Source organism: Achromobacter sp. K91 (assembly GCF_003576205.1).
GTDB classification, from domain to species: Bacteria; Pseudomonadota; Gammaproteobacteria; order Burkholderiales; family Burkholderiaceae_B; genus Achromobacter; species Achromobacter aegrifaciens.
Window position 1 is genome coordinate 61,714 of sequence record NZ_QWFB01000019.1, and the last position, 19,695, is coordinate 81,408.

The following is a 19,695-nucleotide window of genomic DNA, read 5'->3' on the forward strand; positions in this document are numbered from 1 at the left end:
ACCATGCAAATACAGAATCTGCAAGCACAGCTGGCCGGCGGCGCCGTGCTGGCTCCCGGCGTCTACGATGCCTTGTCCGCGCTGATCGCCGAACAGGCGGGCTTCGGCGCGCTATACCTGTCGGGCGCGTCCATCGCATACACGCGGCTGGGCCGCTCGGATATCGGCCTTACCACGTACAGCGAGGTCGAGGACACGCTGGCCCGCATCACCGAGCGGGTGGCCACGCCCGTTATCGTCGACGCCGACACCGGCTTCGGCAATGCCCTCAACACGCAGCGCACCGTGCGCGGCCTGGAGCGCGCCGGCGCCGCCATGATCCAGCTGGAAGACCAGACCTTTCCCAAGCGCTGCGGCCATCTGGACGGCAAGGCCGTGATCCCGGCCGCCGAGATGCGCGGCAAGCTGCGGGCCGCGGTGGATGCCCGCGCGCATGCGTCCACCCTGATCCTGGCGCGTACCGACGCGCTGGCAGTGGAGGGACTGGAAGCGGCTATGGACCGCGCGGAATCGTATCTGGAAGCGGGCGCGGACGCGCTGTTCATCGAGGCATTGCGCACGCCGGAGCAGATGCAGGCGGCGTGCAGCCGCTTTGCGCACCGCGCGCCGCTGCTGGCCAACATGGTGGAAGGCGGCAAGACCCCGGTTCAAAGCGCCGATGCGCTGACCGCGCTGGGATTCCGCATCGTCATCTTCCCGGGGGGCACGGCGCGCGCGGTGGCGCACACGCTGCAGGGCTACTACGCCAGCCTGTGCCAGCATGGCACGACCGCGCCCTGGCGTGAGGGCATGCTGGATTTCGACGGCTTGAACGCTGTGATCGGCACGCCCGAACTGCTGGAGCGCGGGCGCCGCTACGAAGGCTGAGGCCGGGGTGTCAGCGCGGCGTGCGCTGATGCGGCACCAGCGGCGGCACCGGCTGATCGGCGACCAGCTCCCAGAACGCCGGCAGGAAGCACTCGGCCACCAGCAGCGGCTGGCCCTGGCGCCAGAACACCGAGCGGCGCGCCCAGATGCGTCCGCCATCGCGGTCGCGCTGGCCGGCCGGCAATACGCCCAGCGCGGTGGCATGGAACGGCACCGGCGAGGCCAGCCGGCGGCAGGCAAACGGCGAACGCTCGACCGTGCTGTCGTGGTAAAGCATGTCCGCCAATGGCCGGGTCAGGAGGCGGCGCATGCCTTGCCAGGCGCCGTGAGAGGCGCGCAGCGGCGTCAGGCTGCGCGCGGGCACGCTGTCCACGCCATTGACCGACATCAGCACCTCGCGAATCCACACCGGCGTGCCGGGTGCGAGGCCCATCGCCCGCGCTTCGTCCGGCGGCGCGCCGTCCGCGTATTCGGCCAGCACGCGCAGGCGCACCTGGCCAACCTGGCGCAAACCGGCGGTCAGCGCGCCGGGGCGGAACAGCCAGTGGCGCGGGGCAGGGGGCAGGATGGGAGGCGCGCTGGCCAGCCAGCCTGCGGCAAGGGGAGGGTGGTGTGCTGCGGGTTTGCTCATGGCTGCGTATTATGCCAAGCCGGGCGGGACGACCCAATGCGTCGCAATGACGCAGTGCCGGACTCCCGCCGGAATATCGTCCGGGAAAGCACTTATTGTCCCAGGAACCCGCGTCTCCCTATCATTCGCACACGGTCAACATTGACCTGAATGGCTTGCAGTACCCCGCAGCAATGATTGCTGCCTGAACATACAGTCTTGGCTATAGAAGCCCCCGACTTGCACGCAATGCGTGGTCGGGGGCTTTTTCGTTTTCAATTTCTGAATATGGAGCTCGCATGCAAGCGTCGGAACCGCAACGTTCTCCCGCCGCCGTGACCTGGGTGGCCAGCGTGCAGATGGAGCCCGCGATCGGCGAAACCGCCGCCAACATCGCGCGTTCCATCGAACTGGTGGAGCAGGCCGCGGCCCAGGGCGCGCGGCTGGTGGTGCTGCCTGAACTGGCCAACACGGGATATATGTTCGAGAGCCGCGAGGAGGCCTACGCCCTGGCTGAACCCGTGCCGGAAGGCCCGAGCTCGCAGGCGTGGATCGCGTTGGCGCAGCGCCTGGGCATCTATCTGGTGGCGGGCATCGCGGAGCGCGCCGGAGGGCGTCTCTACAACTCCGCACTGGTCGCGGGTCCGGATGGCTATCTGGGGACCTATCGCAAGCTGCATCTGTGGGGCGACGAGAACCTGTATTTCGAGGCGGGCGACCTGGGATTGCCGGTGTTCGATACCGAGCTGGGCCGCATCGGCGTGGCCATCTGCTACGACGGCTGGTTTCCCGAAGTCTACCGGCTGCTGGCGGTGCGCGGCGCGGACATCGTGGCGGTGCCGACCAATTGGGTGCCGATGCCGGGGCAGACCCGCGACGGACCGGTCATGGCCCATGCGCTGACCATGAGCGGCGCCCACAGCAACGGCTTGACAGTGGTGTGCGCGGACCGCGTCGGCACCGAGCGCGGCCAGCCCTTCGTGGGCCGCAGCCTGATCGTGGGGTCCCAGGGCTGGACGGCGGCGGGACCCGCCAGCATCGACCAGGAGGAGGTGCTGCTGGCGCCCATAGACCTGAAGGCGTCGCGCCGTGCGCGCCAGTTGAACGATTTCAACCACGTGCTGCGCGACAGGCGCCGCGACATCTATGACGAGCAGTTGGGCGCCGCCGCAGGCCCGCGGCAACGCTGAACGACGGTCCACGGCCGTACCCCCCCAAGGAGAAAACCCATGAAGAGCCTATTGAATAGCTGCCGGATCCGACTGTCGTTTGTCGCACTGCTGGCTGGCGCCGCCAGCGCGCACGCGGCCGAACCGCTGCGCATCGGCGTGCCCGTCGGCCTGTCCGGCGCCAACAGCGTGGTCGCGCCGGGCGTGGTGCAGGCCTCGCAACTGGCGGCCGACGAGATCAATGCGGCCGGCGGCATCCTCGGCCGCCAGATCGTGCTGGAGATCGCCGACGATGCCTCGGGCGCGGTCGGGGCGCAGAAGGCCTACGACACCCTGGTGTTCCAGAAGAAGGTCGATGCCATCATCGCCATGGAAACCAGCGCGGCGCGCAACGCCGCGCTGCCCATCGTGTCGCGCGGCAAGGTGCCCTATATCTACACGTCATTCTATGAAGGGCGGTCGTGCAACCGCTGGCTGCACGTGAACGGCTGGGTGCCGGAACAGCAGGTCGCGCCGGTGGTGGACCACTTCATGCAGGACCGCAAGGCCAAGACCTTCTTCCTGGTGGGCAGCGACTACGCCTTCGGCCGCGGCATGCTCAAGTTCACGCGGGAATACATCGAAAAGCAGGGCGGACGCGTGGTGGGAGAAGAGTACCTGCCGATCGACGGTTCCGACTGGACGCCGGTGGTCTCCAAGATACGCTCGGCCAACCCGGACGCGCTGATCAGCTCGACGGCGGGCGGCGGGCCCAACGTCAGCCTGGCCAAGCAGGTCAAGGCTGCTGGCCTGGCCATGCCCTACGGCAATCTGGCGATCGACGAAGGCACGGCCAAGACCATGGGCGACACGGCAGTGGGCATGTACATGTCGGCCTCGTACCTGACCAGCATCGACACGCCGCAGAACCGCAAATTCCTGGACGCCCTGAAGGCGAAGTTCGGCAACGACGCCAAGACCGCCAACGAATTCTCCGCGCCGCAGTATGAAGCCTTCTACCTGTACAAGGCGGCCGTCGAAAAGGCTGGCGGCACCGATGCGCCCAAGGTGGTGCAGGCGTTGAGCGCGGTCACGTTCGATGGCCCGCGCGGCCCGGTGACCATGGACCGCCAGCGCCACGCGGCGCTGACCATGCGCCTGGGGCAGGTGCAGCAGGACGGTTCCATCAAGATCCTGCAAACCTTCGACAAGGTCGACCCGGGCGCGCAGTGTCCGGACCTGAAGTGACGGCCATGCCATGACAAGCGCCGCCGGTCCTGCCGGCGGCGCCGGAGAGCGATATGGGTTTGCTGCTGGACATCCTGAGCACGGCCGCCATGCTGTTCATCGTGACGGCCGGGCTGATGATCATCTTCGGCGTGATGAAGATCGTCAACTTCGCGCACGGCGCGATTCTTACGCTGGGCAGCTACGCCAGCCTGGTGGTGACGCAACTGGGGCTGAATCCCTGGCTGGCGCTGCCGTTCGCGTTGGCGGTCGGCGTGCTGGTGGGCATGGGCGTGGAACGGCTGATCGTGCAGCCGCTGTACAAGCGGCCGCTGGACGCCATCCTGGCCACCTGGGGACTGGGCATCGTGATCGGTCAGCTCATCACCATGGCCTTCGGGCGCGAAGTGAAGTTCGCCGATTCGCCCATCCACGGCGCCGTGTCCTTTCTTGGGACGGAGTATTCGGCATACCGTCTGTTCCTGGTGCCGGCGGCATTGCTGATGTATGCCGCGATGACCCTGCTGCTCAGCGGCACGCGCTTTGGCGTGCGGACCCGGGCGGTCATCATGAACGAGGATCTGGCGCGTGGCCTGGGCATTAACGCCGAGCGCATCCGCTTCACCACATTCGGCCTGGGCGCGGGGCTGGGCGCGCTGGCGGGCGCGCTGATCACGCCCCTGTCCAGCGTCGACCCGAACATGGGGCTGCCGTGGCTGGTCAGCGCCTTCATGCTGGTCATGGTGTCGGGCCATTCGATCACCGCGCTGCTGCTGACCTGCCTGCTCTATGGCGCCTGCCAGGTGCTGGTGAGCGTCTACGTCAGCCCGATCCTGGGCGGCGTCACCATCGCCGTCCTGGCCGCGCTGACGCTGCGTCTGCGTCCTCAAGGATTCGCCCATGACTGACCGCGCATTGATCCCTCAAACGCTGGCTGGCGCCGCTGACGACGCCTCGGCGCAAAAGACCGCGCGCAGCCGCAGCCTGCTGGGCCTGGCCGGGCTTTGCCTGGTCCTGACCGCGGCGGGTCCCTGGCTGTTCGACACCTATTTGCTGAACGTGCTGATCAAGGCGCTGTTCTTCGCCGTGGCGGCGATCACCGTGGACGTGCTGTGGGGCTACACCGGCTACCTGACTTTCGGCCAGTCCGCCTTTTTCGGGGTGGGCGCGTACGCCGCGGGCCTGGCCTTCACGCACTACGGATTCTCGCCCGCGATCGCCGCGCTGGCTGCCTTGGCCGCGGTGGGCGCCGCGGCGCTGCTGGCGCTGGTGACGGGCTGGCTGTCGTTCTACCGTGGGGCCTCGCCATTCTTCGCCACGGTGATTTCGCTGGTGCTGCCCATCGTGCTGATGCAGCTGGTGCTGTCCGGCGGCACCTACACCGGCTCTTCATCCGGCCTGACGGGCTACGAAACCTTCGACCTGTCGCTGGAGGCCTGGTACGTGATCGCGGCAGGCGGCCTGTCGGCGGTGGCGCTGCTGGCCTGGGTGGTGGTGCGCAGCGACGGCGGCCGCGTCCTGGTGGCGCTGCGCGACAACGAGGCGCGGTGCAGCTACCTCGGGTTGAACACCGCCCATTGGCGCATCGCGTTGCTGGTGGCCTGCGGCGCGGTGGCAGGCCTGGCGGGCTTCGGCTATGGCGCGTTCAGCGGCGTGGTGGCGCCGGAGCTGACGGGTTTCGTCTTCGGCACGGAACTGATCATCTGGGTCGCGCTGGGTGGGCGCGGCACCATATGGGGGCCGGTGCTGGGAGCCATCCTCATCAACGTCGCGGGCTCCTATCTCAGCGGCAACATGCCGTTCGTCTGGCAACTGCTGCTGGGCGTGACCTTTGTGCTGGTGATCCTGCTGCTGCCGCGCGGGCTGCTTCCCCTGCTGACCGCGCCATGGCGCGCAAGGGCAGGGCGCGCGGTCACGCCCGCGCTGGGCGAGCGCGTCGTCCCTGCGCGGCAGGCCGGCGGCGCGGCCCAGGCCTTGAGCCTGGCGGGCGTGTCCAAGCACTTCGGGAGCCTGAAGGTGCTGGAAGGCATAGACCTGCAAGCCCGCGGCGGCGAACTGCTGGGGCTGATCGGCCCCAACGGCGCCGGCAAGACTACGCTGATGCGCTGTATCGCGGACGGCGCCGAACGTTCCCAGGGCAGGCTGGAACTCTATGGCCACGAAGTGCTGCGGCGCGATGGTCCTGAACAATGCGTGCGCCACGGACTGGGCCGCAAGTTCCAGAACGCCAACGTGTTCGACACGCTGACGGTGGCCGAAAGCCTGCGCATCGCGACCACGCTGCGCGAACGGCCGTCTTGGTGGCGCCGATCTTCCACGCTGGATCTGCCGCCCTATGCGCTTGAAACGTTGCGCGTGACCGGCCTGGACCAGTGCCTGGACCATGTGGCGCGCGACCTGTCGCACGGACAGCAGCAGGCGCTGGAACTGGCGATGGTGCTGGCGCTGGAACCGGGCATCGTGCTGCTGGACGAGCCGACGGCCGGGCTGAGCAAGGCCGAACGCCTGCAGATCGGCCACGTGCTGTCGTCCCTGGCGCACCGTTATGGCCTGTGCTGCCTGCTGGTGGAACATGACCTGGATTTCGTCAAGGAGATCGCAACGCGCATCGTGGTCCTGCACCAGGGCCGCATCGTCATGGACGGAGGATTCCGCGAGGTCGTGGAATCCGAACTGGTGCGCACCATTTACGCCGGCAGCGCGCCGGCCGCGCAAGGAGCAGGGCAATGACGAGCATCGCAGCGCCGGCGTTGCGCATGGAAGCGGTATCCAGCGGCTACAAGAGGGCCATGGTGCTGCGTGACGTGTCGCTCACGGTCGAGCGCGGCGCCTGCGTCGCGCTGCTGGGCAAGAATGGCATGGGCAAGAGCACCTTGCTCAAGACCGTCATGGGCTATCTGCCCAAGCAGCGCGGGCGGGTCAGCGTGGGCGGAGTCGACGCCACCCGGCTGCGGCCGCACGAAGTGGCGCGTTGCGGCGTGGCCTACGCCGCCCAGGAACAGCCGCTGTTTCCTGACCTGAGCATCCGCGACAACCTGCGCCTGGGGCTGCCGCGCGACCAACTCTTCGACGAACGCTTCGCCGAGATCGCGGAGCTGTTTCCGGTGTTCACGAGCCGCCTGCGCCAGCACGCCGGCACCTTGTCGGGCGGAGAGCAGAAAATGCTGCTGGTGGCGCGCGGCCTGATGCAGCGGCCCGCGCTGCTGCTGTTGGACGAGATTACGGAAGGGCTGCAGCCCTCGGTGATCGAGCGCCTGGGCCGCGCGCTGAACTGGGAACGCGAGCGGCATGGCACGACGATGTTCATCGTGGAGCAGAACGTGGCGTTCGCGCTGGACGTGGCCGATCGCTACCTGGTGCTCAAGCAGGGCAGCATCGTCGATGAAGGCGAGGCTGGCGCGCCAGAGGCGGCGGGCAATATCATTGCTCATCTGAAAGTATGAAGGCCACGCGGCCCGGATTCGCCATGACGCACACGCGCACTACCCGTTCAAGGATTCCCTCATGAGTACGCCCCAGGACAAGCACGCAGAGCGGCCGGGCTGGCGCATCGGCGTGCTTTATTCGCGCAGCGGCGTCACCGGAACCACGGAATCGCAGCACTTCTTCGGCACGGTACTGGCGGTGGAAGAGATCAACGAACTGGGCGGCGTTCTGGGGCGGCCGCTGGCGCCGGTGGTGTACGACCCGCGCAGCGACGCCGAAGAGTACCGCCGCCTGGCGGCCAGGCTGCTGCTGGAAGACGAGGTCAGCGTCATCTTTGGCGGCTGCACCTCGCACTGCCGCAAGGCCATGCTGCCGGTGGTGGAGCGCAGCAATTCCCTGCTGTGGTACGGCTCGGTCTACGAAGGCTTCGAGTATTCGCCCAACGTCATCTATACCGGCGCGGCGCCGAACCAGGGCAGCATGCAGCTGGCTGCATACCTGATCCAGAACTGCGGTTCGCGCATCTTCCTGGTGGGCGCGGACTATATCTACCCGCGCGAGACCAACCGCATCATGCGCGAGACGGTCGAGGAGCATGGCGGCGAGATCCTGGATGAAACCTATCTGCCGCTGGGCTGCGACGACAGCGAGATCAACGACGTGGTGGCGGACATCCGCCGCATCCAGCCCGACGTGGTGTTTTCCACCTTGATCGGCTCCGATGCGCAGCGCTTCTACCAGCGCTACCACGAGGCTTGCCAGGCCGAGGGCGCAGCCACCGCGCACATCCCCATTGCCAGCCTGACCATGGCGGAGTCGGAGGTGGCGGAGATCGGACCGCGGCGCTGCGTGGGCCACATCACCGCTGCGACCTATTTCAATACGGTGAATACGCCCGCCAACGCGCATTTCCTGGAACGCTGGCGCGCCCGCTTCGGCGACCATCCCGCCAGCGTCTATGCCGAGACCTGCTATAGCCAGATGCACCTGTTCGCACGTGCCTTGCAGCGCGTGGGCAGCATGGACACCCGCAAGCTGGTGCAGGCGGTGCATCAGGTGCAGTTCGACGCGCCGGACGGGCAGATGTCCGTGCTGGCGGAAAACAACCATAGCGTGCTGACGCCGCGCATAGGCGTGTGCCGCGAGGACGGTCGCTTCGACATCGTCTGGGAAAGCGACGAACCCGTGAAGCCGGACCCGTACCTCACCGCGTTCGGCCTGGACGAGTTCTGGTTGAAATAGCCATGGACCATAGCCTACGCCGCCTCTACGAGGACCTGCGCAGCGTGGCCGTCGCCGTGGTGTATCCGCCCGGCGAGGATCGCGACCTGCTGGTCGAACAGCTCAAGCGCATCGGTTGCCGCATCCATCTGCACTGGCCGTTTCCGGATGGCCCGCCCGCAGGGGTGGACGTCATCTTCTTCCAGGTATCGCAATGCGGCCGCAACAGCGCCGCCTGGACGGCCAGCGAGGTCGAGGCCACCCTGATCGCCTTGTCCGAGTACGAAACCCCGACCACGCTGAAGCAATTGCTAAAGACCAATGCGCACGGCGTGCTGACGCGGCCGTTCCGCTCGGCGGGCGTGCTCAGCACGCTGGTGCTGGCGCGTTCGGCCAAGCAGTTCCAGAGCCGCCAGCAGTCCAAGATCAACAAGCTGGAAAGCACGATCAAGGCGCGACGCGTCATCGAGAAGGCCATCCGCGTGCTGATGGACCACCAGCGCCTGGACGAGCGCGCCGCCTATGAGCACATGCGGACCCGGGCGACGGGCCTGCGCGTAAGCGTCGCGGAAGTGGCCGCGATGATCGTCGAGGCCAGCGAGGCCATGGAAAAGCTTGGCCTGGGGGCCTTGCGCCCGGGGCCGTCCCAGAACAACTGAACACACTGAATCTGCATGCCGAGGAGCCGGACAATGAAGGTCATGATCGCCCGCCTGAACCACGAGACCAACACGTTCTCGCCGGTGCCCACGCCGCTGTCCGCGTTCGGCAATGACGGTCCCGCCTTCGGCGCCCAGGCTTATGCCGAGAACAAGGACAAGCGCACGGCCATGTCGGCCTTCATCGATATTGCCGAGGCCAACGGCGCGACCGTGGTCACGCCGGTTTCCGCGACCGCCTACCCCAGCGGCCCGGTGTCGGCGGATGCCTACAGCCGACTGTGCGACGCGATCGTGGCCGGCGCGCAGGGCTGTGGCGCCATCCTGCTCGATCTGCATGGCGCGATGGTGGCCGAGACCACCGACGATGGCGAGGGCGACTTGTTGGAGCGCCTGCGGCGGCGCACGCCGGACGTGCCCATCGCCGTGGCGCTGGATCTGCACGGCAATGTCACGCCCAAGATGATGGCCAACGCCGACGTGATCGTCAGCTTCAAGACCTACCCGCATGTGGACATGTACGAGACCGGGGAGCACGCGGGCCGTATCCTGTATGACTGGCTCAACGGCGGTCCGCGCCCGGTCATGGCCTGGCGCCGCCTGCCGCTGATGACGCACACCCTGCGCAGCGCCACGGCCCAGGGCGCCATGCTCCGCGCGGTGCAGGCGGCGCGGGGCGCGGAAAAGGGCGGCATCCTGGGCGCCTCCGTGCTGGCGGGCTTCGCCCTGGCTGACATCCCCAACCCATGCCTGAGCGTGGTCGTGGTGGGCTCCGGGCCGCAGGAGCAGGCGGAACGGGTGGCAAGCGAAATGGCGCAGGCCATCTGGGCCGAGCGCGACGGTTACTTCTACGACAGCGAACCCCTGGGCGAGTCGCTGGCCCGCGCGGCGCAACTGGCCCATGGCGCGGACAAGCCCGTGCTTCTGCTGGATCATGGCGACAACTGCATGTCCGGCGGCACCTGCGACACCATGGAGGTGCTGACAGCCGCGGTCGACGCCGGCCTGACGGGCATTATTGCGGGCCTGTACTGTGACCCCGAGGCCGTCGCCGCGCTGATCGCGGCGGGCGAGGGCGCGCAGGTGGAGCTGGCGGTGGGCAACAAACGGCCGATTCCGGCCATCGGCCGCCCGGCGGCGCCCGTGTTGCTGCGCGGGGTGGTCCGCGCCGTGACCGGCGGCGAATATGTCATTACCGGTCCGACGTACACGGGGCAGACGGCATGCATGGGCCGCAGCGCGGTGCTGGACATAGGCGCTGCGCAATTGGTGATCACCGAGAGAACGCACGAGCCCTGGGACCTGGGCGTGTTCGAGAGCATGGGGCTGGACCCCCGCCGGGCGCGCTTCGTGCTGGTGAAGTCGCGCATGTATTGCCGCCCTGTGTTCGAACCTATCTCCCAGGCGCTGGTGGAATGCGCCAGCGCGGGCGTCACGAGCTCGGACTTCGCGCTGTTTCCCTATCAGCGGCGCAGCCGGCCGCTCCATCCGCTGGATCCGATGGCGCCGTCGGACTACGACCCCGCGGCATGAAGAGTGTGGCGCATGGCGTCCGCATACAATACCGGCCATGGAAAAAGTACGTATCTCCAAGCTCATGTCCGAGCGTGGGCTGTGTTCGCGCCGCGAGGCCGACACCTATATCGAGCGCGGCTGGGTCCGCGTGGACGGCGCAGTGGTGTCCGAATTGGGCGCGCGGGCCTACCCTGATCAGGTCATCACCCTGGAACGCGCCGCACAGGCGCGCCAGACCTCGCGCGTCACCATCCTGATCAACAAACCCGTGGGCTACGTCTCGGGCCAGGCGGAAAAGGGCTACACGCCCGCCGTGGCCCTGATCGACTCCCGCTCCCGCTTTGCGGGCGACCGCGCGCCGCAGCGTTTCGAGCGTTCGCACCTGGACGGGCTGGCCGTTGCCGGCCGCCTGGACATCGATTCCCAAGGCCTGCTGGTGCTGACCCAGGACGGCCGCATCGCCAAGCACCTGATCGGCGAAGATTCCAGCGTGGACAAGGAATACCTGGTGCGGGTGCAGGGCAACCTGTCCGACAACGGGCTGGCGCTGCTGAACCATGGTCTGTCCCTGGACGGCAAGGCGCTCAAGCCGGCACAGGTGCGTTGGCAGAACAGCGACCAGCTGCGTTTCGTGCTGCGGGAAGGCAAAAAACGGCAGATCCGGCGCATGTGCGAACTGGTCGGCCTGAAGGTAATCGGCCTGAAACGCGTGCGCATCGGACGCGTGTCGCTAGGCGACCTGCCGCTGGGCCAATGGCGCTACCTGCGTGAAGACGAGCGCTTCTGATTGGTCGAATTGACCGACAGGTGTTGTCGGCCAGTCCTAAATTTTTCAGTCTGTTTCCGGCTTCCGTTTATTTCATGAAAGCGGGAGTATTCTTCGCTTGCCCGACGTCGCCCAGGCGCTCCATCAGGAATTCGATGAAGATCCGGGTCTTGGCGGGCAACAGCCGTGTCTCCGTCACCGCGTAGACCGGGAACGGACCCAGTTGCCAGTCGGGCAGCACTCGCTGCAATTGACCGGACTGCTGTTCGGCCAACTGGTCGCCCAACAGCACGACGATGCCCGCGCCCAGCAGGGCCAGGCGCCGGGCCATGGCGACGCCGTTGACGGAAAAGCGGTTGCCGGGCGTGAATTCGATGTGCTGCTGGCCGTCGGTCAGAGGCCAGCGGGTCACCTGCCCGGCGCCCTTGGCGCGGAACTCTATGCACTCGTGGCGGGTCAAGTCGCTGGGATGCCGCGGTTCGCCGTGCTTCTCCAGGTATTCGCGCGAGGCGTACAACTGGGCGGGCAGCATGCCCAAGAGCCTCGCAATCTGTGACGAATCGGGCAGTTCGCCGATTTCGATCGAAACATCGCAGGTCTGGAACACGCGCTGCGCGTGGTCCGGGTTGGCCAGGTCCAGGAAAAACGTGACGTCGGGGTAGCGGCGGGAAAATTCCATGAACGATTCAGCCAGGAAGTCCGTGCCGAAATCCGCGGGCATGTTCACCCGCAGCGGCCCGGCCGGCGTATCGACCAGCTTCTGCAGTTCCTCATGGGCGATCTGCGCCTCGGCCACGATGCGCTGGCAGCGGTCGAAGTACAGCCGGCCCGCGTCGGTCAGTTCGACCTTGCGCGTGGTGCGGCTGAGCAGCCGCAAGCCGACGGAGCGCTCCAGCTCGGCCACCTGGCGGGACAGTGTCGATTTCGGCACGCCGAGCATCACCGCCGCGCGGCTGAAGCTGCGTGTTTTGGCGACTTCGACGAATAGTTCCATGCCTTGCAAGCGTTTCATGGCGGAATTTTGTCATATTCAACGGTAAAGCCATTGTCCCATAAATGGAATGATGTTTTCTCAACATGCCTCTTTGTTTCTGGGGCGGGATAACGCAGAATGCGAGTTCTGCAATGCAGCAATGCGACAAAGCCCAGCCTGCGTGTTCGAGGCAAATCCACCCAATCGATGCGCACGGAACGCTCATTACGCGATCCGGGGCGGGCTTTTTTTTTGTTGAAATCGGGAATGCAATCTATGGATAAGAAAAGCGCTATGTGGCGCAGCGCGGCAGTCGTCACGCTGACGGCATCGGCCCTCACGCTGGCCGCTTGCGGCAAGAAGCAAGACGCTCCCCAGGCGGGCAAGCCCCAGGTAACGGTCGTGACGCTTGCCACGCAGCCGGTTTCGCTGACCACCGAACTGCCTGGCCGCACCTCGCCGTTCCGCGTGGCCGAAGTGCGTCCCCAGGTCAATGGCATCGTCCAGAAGCGCCTCTTTACCGAAGGCGGCGAGGTCAAGGCGGGCCAGCAGCTCTACCAGATCGATCCCGCCCTCTACCAGGCCAGCCTGGACAGCCAGAAGGCCGCCTTGGCGCGCGCCCAGGCGCAGCAGAAGACGGCCGCGTTGCTGGCCGAACGTTACAAGCCGCTGGTTGCCACTCGCGCCGTCAGCCAGCAGACCTACGACAACGCCGTCGCCTCGCGCGATCAGGCCGCCGCCGACGTGCTGTCGGCCAAGGCGGCGCTGGACACGGCCCGCATCAACCTGGTCTACACCAAGGTGCTGTCGCCCATCGACGGCATCATCGGCCGTTCGGCGGTGACTGAGGGCGCGCTGGTCACGGCCAACCAGACCACGGCCCTGGCCGCGGTGCAGCAGATCGATCCCATCTACGTCGACGTGACCCAATCCAGCGTCCAGCTGCTGCGCCTGCAGAACGCGCTGGCCAGCGGCCTGCTGAAAAAGGCCGATGGCGAGCAGGCCGCGCTGGTGACGCTGACCCTGGAAGACGGCTCGCAGTACAGCCAGCCGGGCAAGCTGCAGTTCTCCGAAGTCACGGTGGACCAGGGCACCGGTTCGGTCACCTTGCGCGCGGTGTTCCCCAATCCGGAACGCCGCCTGTTGCCGGGCATGTTCGTGCGCGCCCGCCTGGCCGACGGCGTCGCCGCCGACGGCCTGCTGGTGCCGCAGCGCGGCGTGACGCGCAACCAGCGCGGCATCCCGACGGCGCTGGTGGTCAACGCCAAGAACCAGGTCGAATTGCGTGAACTGAAGACCGACCGCGCTATCGGCGACAAGTGGCTGGTCACCGACGGCCTGGCCGCCGGCGACAAGGTCATCGTGGAAGGTCTGCAGATGGTGCGTCCGGGGGCTGAAGTCGTCGCCACCGAAGCCAGCGCCGCGCAACCGGCGCAGCAGCCGCAAGCAGCCGCCGCGGCGGCCAAGCAGTAGTAGTCAGGAGCCTTGCATGGCAAAGTTTTTTATCGATAGACCGGTCTTCGCATGGGTGATCGCGATCGTGCTGATGATGGCCGGCGCGCTGTCCATCCTGAAACTGCCGGTTTCCCAATACCCCAACATCGCGCCGCCAGCCATCGGCATCGCGGTGACCTACCCGGGCGCGTCCGCGCAGACCGTGCAGGACACCGTGGTGCAGGTGATCGAGCAGCAGATGAACGGCCTGGACGGCCTGCAGTACATCTCCTCGGAAAGCAACTCCGACGGCAGCATGTCCATCACCCTGACCTTCACGCAGGGCACCAACCCTGATACCGCGCAGGTCCAGGTGCAGAACAAGCTGTCGTTGGCGCAGCCGCTCCTGCCGCAGGAAGTGCAGCAGCAGGGCATCCGCGTCACCAAGGCCACCAAGAACTTCCTGATCGTGGCGGGCTTCGTGTCCACCGACGGCTCGATGACCAAGGACGACCTGGCCGACTACGTCGCCTCGTATGTCCAGGATCCCATCAGCCGCACGCAGGGCGTGGGCGACTTCCAGCTGTTCGGCTCGCAGTACGCGATGCGCATCTGGCTGGATCCCGCCAAGCTCGTCAACTACGGCCTGACCACGGTCGACGTCGTGGCGGCGATCAAGGAACAGAACGTGCAGGTGTCGTCCGGCCAGTTGGGCGGCTTGCCGTCCGTGCGCGGCCAGCAACTGAACGCGACCATCATCGGGCCTTCGCGCCTGGAAAAGGCGGAAGACTTCGGCCGCATCCTGCTCAAGGTCAACGCCGACGGTTCGCAAGTGCGCCTGGGCGACGTGTCCAGCATCGAGCTGGGCGGCCAGACCTACGCCATCGACAGCTTCTACAACGGCAAGCCGGCCTCGGGCCTGGCGGTCAAGCTGGCGCCGGGCGCCAACGCGCTGGATACGGCCCAGGCGGTGCGCGACACCATCAACAACCTGAAGCCTTACTTCCCGCCGGGCATGGACGTCGTCTATCCGTACGACACCACGCCGTTCGTCAGCCTGTCGATCCATGAGGTGTTCAAGACGCTGATCGAGGCCATCATCCTGGTCTTCCTGGTGATGTACCTGTTCCTGCAGAACTTCCGCGCCACCATCATCCCGACGCTGGCAGTGCCGGTGGTGCTGCTGGGCACGTTCGGCGTGCTGGCGGCGTTCGGCTACTCCATCAACACGCTGACCATGTTCGGCATGGTGCTGGCCATCGGCCTCTTGGTGGACGATGCCATCGTGGTGGTGGAAAACGTCGAGCGCGTGATGGCCGAAGAGGGCTTGTCGCCCAAGCAGGCCACCCGCAAGTCCATGTCGCAGATCACCGGCGCCCTGATCGGCATCGCCATGGTGCTGGCGGCCGTGTTCATTCCCATGGCCTTCTTCGGCGGGTCCACGGGCGTGATCTACCGCCAGTTCTCCATCACCATCGTGTCCTCCATGGTGCTGTCGGTGATCGTGGCCATCGTGTTCACGCCGGCCTTGTGCGCAACCTTGCTCAAGCCCATCCCCAAGGGCCATCATGGCTCGAAGAAGGGCTTTTTCGGCTGGTTCAACCGCACGTTCGAGCGCAGCAGCAACGGCTACGCCAATACCGTCGCGCGCGGCTTGAACCGCAGCAAGCGTCTGATGGTGATCTACCTGGCGCTGGTCCTCGCCATGGGCTGGATGTTCACGCGCATTCCGACCGCGTTCCTGCCGGATGAGGACCAGGGCATTCTGTTCGCCCAGATCCAGACGCCTGCTGGCGCCACGGCGGAAGCCACCAAGGCCGTCATCGACGACGCCACCAAGTACTTGCTGAACGAGGAAAAGGACGCCGTCACCTCGGTGTTCGCGGTCAATGGCTTCAACTTCGGCGGCCGCGGCCAGAACGCGTCCATCCTGTTCATCAAGCTGCGCGACTGGGAAGAACGCGGCGACGCCCGCCTGAAGGCCGGCGCCGTGGCGGCACGGGCCAACGCGCACTTCCGCAAGACCGAGCGCCGCGGGCAATTGTTCGTGGTGCCGCCGCCGTCCGTGATGGAACTGGGCAACGTCACCGGTTTCGACTTCCAGTTGATGGACCGCGCAGGCGTGGGCCACGAGAAGCTGCTTGCCGCGCGCAACCAGTTGCTGGGCGAAGCCGCCAAGAGTCCGGTCCTGCAGGGCGTGCGCCCCAACGGCATCGAAGACGCGCCGCAGTACCAGCTGGACATCGACCGCGAGAAGGCGCGCGCCCTGGGCGTGGCGGTCTCGGACATCAACAGCACGCTGGCCACGGCCTGGGGTTCGTCGTACGTCAACGACTTCATCGACCGCGGCCGCGTGAAGAAGGTGTTCGCGCAGGGCGAGGCGTCGTCGCGCATGTTGCCGGAAGACCTGGACAAATGGTACGTGCGCAACAAGGCGGGCGATATGGTGCCGTTCTCGGCGTTCGCCAAGGCCACCTGGAGCTACGGTCCGCAAAAGCTGAACCGCTACAACGGCGTGCCGTCGTACAACATCCAGGGCCAGGCGGCGCCGGGCTACAGCTCGGGCGCGGCGATGGAAGAAATGGAACGCCTGGCGGGCAAGCTGCCGGTGGGCGTGGGCTTTGAATGGACCGGCCTGTCGTTCGAAGAACGCCTGTCCGGCGCCCAGGCGCCCGCGCTATACGCGATTTCGTTGATCGTGGTGTTCCTGTGCCTGGCGGCGCTGTACGAAAGCTGGACCATCCCGTCGGCGGTGATGCTGGTGGTGCCGTTGGGCATCATCGGGGCCTTGCTCGCCACCATGCTGCGGGGCCTGTCCAACGACGTGTACTTCCAGGTGGGCCTGCTCACAACCATCGGCCTGGCGGCCAAGAACGCGATCCTGATCGTGGAGTTCGCCAAAGAGCACTACGAGCAGGGCGCCAGCCTGACGGAATCGGCCATCCACGCCGCGCGGCAGCGCCTGCGTCCCATCCTGATGACGTCGCTGGCGTTCATCCTGGGCGTGACGCCGCTGGCGATCTCGTCGGGGGCGGGTTCGGGCAGCCAGAACGCCATCGGCACGGGCGTGATCGGCGGCATGCTGACCGGCACCTTCCTGGCCATCTTCTTTGTTCCGGCCTTCTTCGTGATCATGCTGCGCGTCTTCAAGGTCAAGCGCATGAGCGAAAACGTCGACGAGCACGACACCAGCGCCAATGGCACGCAGGGCGTCTCGACGGAGGGCCAACCGCAATGACATTCCCGATGAGAACCTTGCTGTCTGTTTCCCTGGCGGCGGCCCTGGCGGGCTGCTCGCTGGCCCCCACCTACGAACGGCCGGACGCGCCGGTCGACGCGGCCTATCCCACGGGTCCGTCCTACCAGGCGGCCCAGCCGGCCGACGCGGGCGGCCTGATGACGGCCGACATCGGCTGGCGCGATTTCTTCGGCTCGGACCCGCTGCTGCAACAGCTGATCGAGCAGTCGCTGGCCAACAACCGCGACCTGCGCGTGGCGGCCCTGAACGTCGAGGCGGCGCGCGCCCAGTACCGCATCCAGCGCGCCGACCTGATGCCCAGCATCGGCATCGCCGGCCAGGAAACGGCCCAGCGTTCGCCGGCCGATCTGTCGCCCAGCGGCCGCGCCACCACCAGCCACAGCTACCAGGTCGGCGCCGCCATGTCGGCCTGGGAGCTGGATCTGTTCGGCCGCATCCGCAGCCTGAGCGACAAAGCGCTGGAATCCTATCTGGCGCTGGACGAAACCCGTACGGCGACCCAGCTGACGCTGATCGCCGAAGTGGCCAACGCCTACCTGACCCTGCGCGCCGACCAGGAACTCGTCGGCCTGACGCGCGACACGCTCAAGAGCCAGCAGGATTCCTTCAAGCTCACGCAGCAGAGCTACGACCAGGGCTTGTCCACGGCGCTGGACCTGAGCCAGGCGGAAGTGTCGCTGCGCACCGCCGAGCGCAACCTGTCGCAATACACGCGCCAGGCCGCGCAGGACCGCAATGCGCTGGTCCTGCTGGTGGGCCAGCCGCTGTCGCCCGAGCTGACGGCGGCACTGGATAACGCGGTCAAGCTTGACGATGCCATGCTGCCGACCACCTTGCCCGCCGGCCTGCCGTCGGACCTGCTGGCCCGTCGCCCGGACATCCGCGCGGCCGAGCACCAATTGAAGGGCGCCAACGCCAATATCGGCGCGGCGCGCGCCGCCTTCTTTCCGACCATCAGCCTGACAGGCTCGGCCGGTACCGCCAGCGCCAGCCTGGGCGGGCTGTTCGAAGGCGGCTCGGGCGCCTGGAGCTTCGTGCCCCAGATCACCATGCCGATCTTCGCGGGCGGCTCGCTGCTTGCCGGCCTGGATCTGGCCAAGGTGCAGAAGAACATCCAGGTCGCGCAGTACGAGAAGTCGATTCAGACGGGTTTCCGCGAAGTGGCGGACGCCCTGGCCGGGCGCGGCACCCTGGACGAGCAGATCCAGGCGCAGCGGCTCCTGGTGGCCGCCAACCAGCGCGCCTACGACGCCTCGGATCAGCGTTTCCGCCAAGGCATCGACGACTACCTGAGCGTGCTGGATTCGCAGCGCTCCCTGTACAGCGCGCAGCAGGCCCTGGTGGACACGCGTCGGGCCAGGCTGTCCAACCTGGTCACGCTGTACAAGGTGCTGGGCGGCGGCTGGACCGAACGCACGGTGACCGCGCAGGCCCAGCAGCAATAAGGGCAGGCCGAAAAAAAACGGGCCGATCGAAAGATCGGCCCGTTTTCATTTCAGGTCCAGCAGAACGTCAGGCGCGTTTCTTGGCGATCAGGCCCACCACGAACAGCACGACGATCGCGCCGACGACCGATCCGATCCACCCGGCGGGTTCGCCCGGCGCGTACCAGCCCAGCGATTGGCCCAGGAATCCGGCGACGACCGAACCGACGATACCCAGGATGGTGGTCATGATGATCCCCATGTTCTGGTCTCCGGGCATGATGGCGCGGGCGATCAGGCCCACGACGAACCCGACGATGATCATGATGATTATGCTCATGCGCGTACTCCTTGCTGGAAGTAAAAGGGGGCAGTGTGGTTAGATGATACTCACGCCCCGCGCGTAGCGGCTGTAACAACTGGTGTATGGGGCGCACGGGCAACATTGCGCCCCGCCGGCGCTCAGGAAGTCAGGTCGATCAACTGGCGCACGTCCTTGGTCATGGCCTCGATGCTGTCCGTGTCCGATGCCAGCAAGCGGGCCTTGCCGTCCTTGTCGAATATATACACGCCGCGGCTGTGCGTGACTTCGTACATATTGGCGTCGTCGCCCGGGCGCGGCTTCTCTATCTGGTAGGCCACGCGATAGCGGCGCGCCAGGTCGGCAATCTGCTTTTCATCGCCGGTCACGCCGATGGCGTTGTTGTTGAAGGCATTGACGTAGGCCTGCAGGATGTCCGGCGTGTCGCGGTGCGGGTCCACGCTGACGAACAGGATGCGTACATCGCGGGCCTTGTCGCCCAGGTTCTGCAGCACGGCCGTCAACTGCGCCATGGTGGTCGGGCAGATGTCGGGGCAACTGGCATAGCCGAAGAACAGCAGCACCGTCTTGCCTTTCAGGTCGTCGCTGCTGACCATCTTGCCGCCTGCGCCGGGCAGCGAGAACTTCAGGTCGGGCAGGTGTCCCTTCACGTTGTACAGGGTCCAATCGACGTTCCTGTCGCCGCAGGCAGCGAGAAACACGCACAGGGTCAGCAGCAGGCTGCGCAGGGCGCGGCCGGAAATGAGGTGTCGCATGAGTCCAAGGGCCGGTAGGGGGTAAACCTTTTGATTCTACCCGCAAGGCGCGGGCAGGGCAGGGTGCGGGCTGTCTCTTATACACATCT

At 66.6% G+C, this 19,695-nt stretch carries 17 protein-coding genes; 13 read left to right on the forward strand and 4 right to left on the reverse strand.

Features of this window, described 5'->3' with window-relative positions; genetic code table 11:
• Window positions 1–3: 3 nt before the first annotated feature.
• Window positions 4–867, forward strand: a complete 864-nt coding sequence (locus DXK93_RS04980; RefSeq protein WP_119449516.1) for an oxaloacetate decarboxylase — start codon at window positions 4–6, stop codon at window positions 865–867.
• Window positions 868–877: 10 nt separating this feature from the next.
• Here DXK93_RS04980 and DXK93_RS04985 read toward each other — a convergent pair whose 3' ends face one another.
• Window positions 878–1,498, reverse strand: coding sequence for a chorismate lyase (locus DXK93_RS04985; protein WP_119449517.1), 621 nt, complete (start codon window positions 1,496–1,498; stop codon window positions 878–880).
• 278 nt (window positions 1,499–1,776) lie between these two features.
• On the opposite strand from DXK93_RS04985, the gene DXK93_RS04990 reads away from it, so the two are divergent.
• From DXK93_RS04990 to DXK93_RS05030, 9 genes are all read left to right on the forward strand, one after another.
• A complete protein-coding gene (locus DXK93_RS04990; RefSeq protein ID WP_054456628.1) occupies window positions 1,777–2,667 on the forward strand; it encodes a nitrilase family protein in 891 nt (296 codons plus the stop codon).
• 39 nt (window positions 2,668–2,706) lie between these two features.
• Complete coding sequence (locus DXK93_RS04995) at window positions 2,707–3,873, forward strand: substrate-binding protein (protein ID WP_054456629.1); 1,167 nt, start codon at window positions 2,707–2,709, stop codon at window positions 3,871–3,873.
• Window positions 3,874–3,926: 53 nt separating this feature from the next.
• Window positions 3,927–4,760 (forward strand): branched-chain amino acid ABC transporter permease, encoded by an 834-nt coding sequence (locus DXK93_RS05000; RefSeq protein WP_054456630.1) that lies wholly within the window; start codon window positions 3,927–3,929, stop codon window positions 4,758–4,760.
• Entirely contained in the window at window positions 4,753–6,582 is a 1,830-nt protein-coding gene (locus DXK93_RS05005) for an ATP-binding cassette domain-containing protein (protein WP_119449518.1), read from the forward strand. The genes DXK93_RS05000 and DXK93_RS05005 overlap by 8 nt, the downstream gene beginning before the upstream one ends.
• Window positions 6,579–7,295 carry an ABC transporter ATP-binding protein gene (locus tag DXK93_RS05010; protein ID WP_119449519.1) on the forward strand — a complete coding sequence of 239 codons (717 nt, stop codon included), beginning with the start codon at window positions 6,579–6,581 and terminating at the stop codon, window positions 7,293–7,295. The genes DXK93_RS05005 and DXK93_RS05010 overlap by 4 nt, the downstream gene beginning before the upstream one ends.
• A gap of 61 nt (window positions 7,296–7,356) precedes the next feature.
• Complete coding sequence (locus DXK93_RS05015; protein ID WP_119449520.1) at window positions 7,357–8,520, forward strand: transporter substrate-binding domain-containing protein; 1,164 nt, start codon at window positions 7,357–7,359, stop codon at window positions 8,518–8,520.
• Between the two features lie 2 nt (window positions 8,521–8,522).
• Complete coding sequence (locus DXK93_RS05020) at window positions 8,523–9,158, forward strand: ANTAR domain-containing response regulator (protein ID WP_054456633.1); 636 nt, start codon at window positions 8,523–8,525, stop codon at window positions 9,156–9,158.
• A 33-nt stretch (window positions 9,159–9,191) separates the two neighbouring features.
• On the forward strand, window positions 9,192–10,691 hold the full coding sequence (locus DXK93_RS05025; protein ID WP_119449521.1) for a M81 family metallopeptidase: 1,500 nt from the start codon (window positions 9,192–9,194) through the stop codon (window positions 10,689–10,691).
• A gap of 37 nt (window positions 10,692–10,728) precedes the next feature.
• Window positions 10,729–11,460, forward strand: coding sequence for a pseudouridine synthase (locus DXK93_RS05030; RefSeq protein WP_054456635.1), 732 nt, complete (start codon window positions 10,729–10,731; stop codon window positions 11,458–11,460).
• A 67-nt stretch (window positions 11,461–11,527) separates the two neighbouring features.
• Here the strand turns inward: DXK93_RS05030 and DXK93_RS05035 are convergent, their stop codons facing one another.
• Window positions 11,528–12,433 (reverse strand): LysR family transcriptional regulator, encoded by a 906-nt coding sequence (locus tag DXK93_RS05035; protein ID WP_119449526.1) that lies wholly within the window; start codon window positions 12,431–12,433, stop codon window positions 11,528–11,530.
• 255 nt (window positions 12,434–12,688) lie between these two features.
• On the opposite strand from DXK93_RS05035, the gene DXK93_RS05040 reads away from it, so the two are divergent.
• Genes DXK93_RS05040 through adeC form a run of 3 tightly spaced genes read left to right on the forward strand, consistent with a single transcriptional unit; the run spans window position 12,689 to window position 18,550 of the window.
• Window positions 12,689–13,885 carry an efflux RND transporter periplasmic adaptor subunit gene (locus DXK93_RS05040; protein WP_054456636.1) on the forward strand — a complete coding sequence of 399 codons (1,197 nt, stop codon included), beginning with the start codon at window positions 12,689–12,691 and terminating at the stop codon, window positions 13,883–13,885.
• A 16-nt stretch (window positions 13,886–13,901) separates the two neighbouring features.
• On the forward strand, window positions 13,902–17,084 hold the full coding sequence (locus DXK93_RS05045) for an efflux RND transporter permease subunit (RefSeq protein ID WP_054456637.1): 3,183 nt from the start codon (window positions 13,902–13,904) through the stop codon (window positions 17,082–17,084).
• Window positions 17,081–18,550 carry an AdeC/AdeK/OprM family multidrug efflux complex outer membrane factor gene (gene adeC, locus DXK93_RS05050; RefSeq protein WP_119449523.1) on the forward strand — a complete coding sequence of 490 codons (1,470 nt, stop codon included), beginning with the start codon at window positions 17,081–17,083 and terminating at the stop codon, window positions 18,548–18,550. Before DXK93_RS05045 ends, adeC begins: the two co-directional genes overlap by 4 nt.
• Window positions 18,551–18,617: 67 nt before the next feature.
• Here adeC and DXK93_RS05055 read toward each other — a convergent pair whose 3' ends face one another.
• On the reverse strand, window positions 18,618–18,869 hold the full coding sequence (locus tag DXK93_RS05055; protein WP_013393352.1) for a GlsB/YeaQ/YmgE family stress response membrane protein: 252 nt from the start codon (window positions 18,867–18,869) through the stop codon (window positions 18,618–18,620).
• Between the two features lie 122 nt (window positions 18,870–18,991).
• Window positions 18,992–19,606 carry an SCO family protein gene (locus DXK93_RS05060; protein WP_119449524.1) on the reverse strand — a complete coding sequence of 205 codons (615 nt, stop codon included), beginning with the start codon at window positions 19,604–19,606 and terminating at the stop codon, window positions 18,992–18,994.
• Window positions 19,607–19,695: the final 89 nt, after the last annotated feature.

What these genes read in the sequence shown, in the direction of transcription:
- DXK93_RS05000 (WP_054456630.1), top strand. Translation starts at nt 3,927, where the DNA reads ATGGGTTTGCTGCTGGACATCCTGAGCACGGCCGCCATGCTGTTCATC.
- DXK93_RS05045 (WP_054456637.1), top strand. Translation starts at nt 13,902, where the DNA reads ATGGCAAAGTTTTTTATCGATAGACCGGTCTTCGCATGGGTGATCGCG.
- DXK93_RS04985 (WP_119449517.1), bottom strand. Translation starts at nt 1,498, where the DNA reads ATGAGCAAACCCGCAGCACACCACCCTCCCCTTGCCGCAGGCTGGCTG.
- DXK93_RS05005 (WP_119449518.1), top strand. Translation starts at nt 4,753, where the DNA reads ATGACTGACCGCGCATTGATCCCTCAAACGCTGGCTGGCGCCGCTGAC.
- DXK93_RS05025 (WP_119449521.1), top strand. Translation starts at nt 9,192, where the DNA reads ATGAAGGTCATGATCGCCCGCCTGAACCACGAGACCAACACGTTCTCG.
- DXK93_RS04990 (WP_054456628.1), top strand. Translation starts at nt 1,777, where the DNA reads ATGCAAGCGTCGGAACCGCAACGTTCTCCCGCCGCCGTGACCTGGGTG.
- adeC (WP_119449523.1), top strand. Translation starts at nt 17,081, where the DNA reads ATGACATTCCCGATGAGAACCTTGCTGTCTGTTTCCCTGGCGGCGGCC.
- DXK93_RS05010 (WP_119449519.1), top strand. Translation starts at nt 6,579, where the DNA reads ATGACGAGCATCGCAGCGCCGGCGTTGCGCATGGAAGCGGTATCCAGC.
- DXK93_RS05055 (WP_013393352.1), bottom strand. Translation starts at nt 18,869, where the DNA reads ATGAGCATAATCATCATGATCATCGTCGGGTTCGTCGTGGGCCTGATC.
- DXK93_RS05060 (WP_119449524.1), bottom strand. Translation starts at nt 19,606, where the DNA reads ATGCGACACCTCATTTCCGGCCGCGCCCTGCGCAGCCTGCTGCTGACC.
- DXK93_RS04980 (WP_119449516.1), top strand. Translation starts at nt 4, where the DNA reads ATGCAAATACAGAATCTGCAAGCACAGCTGGCCGGCGGCGCCGTGCTG.
- DXK93_RS05015 (WP_119449520.1), top strand. Translation starts at nt 7,357, where the DNA reads ATGAGTACGCCCCAGGACAAGCACGCAGAGCGGCCGGGCTGGCGCATC.
- DXK93_RS04995 (WP_054456629.1), top strand. Translation starts at nt 2,707, where the DNA reads ATGAAGAGCCTATTGAATAGCTGCCGGATCCGACTGTCGTTTGTCGCA.
- DXK93_RS05030 (WP_054456635.1), top strand. Translation starts at nt 10,729, where the DNA reads ATGGAAAAAGTACGTATCTCCAAGCTCATGTCCGAGCGTGGGCTGTGT.
- DXK93_RS05035 (WP_119449526.1), bottom strand. Translation starts at nt 12,433, where the DNA reads ATGGAACTATTCGTCGAAGTCGCCAAAACACGCAGCTTCAGCCGCGCG.
- DXK93_RS05020 (WP_054456633.1), top strand. Translation starts at nt 8,523, where the DNA reads ATGGACCATAGCCTACGCCGCCTCTACGAGGACCTGCGCAGCGTGGCC.
- DXK93_RS05040 (WP_054456636.1), top strand. Translation starts at nt 12,689, where the DNA reads ATGGATAAGAAAAGCGCTATGTGGCGCAGCGCGGCAGTCGTCACGCTG.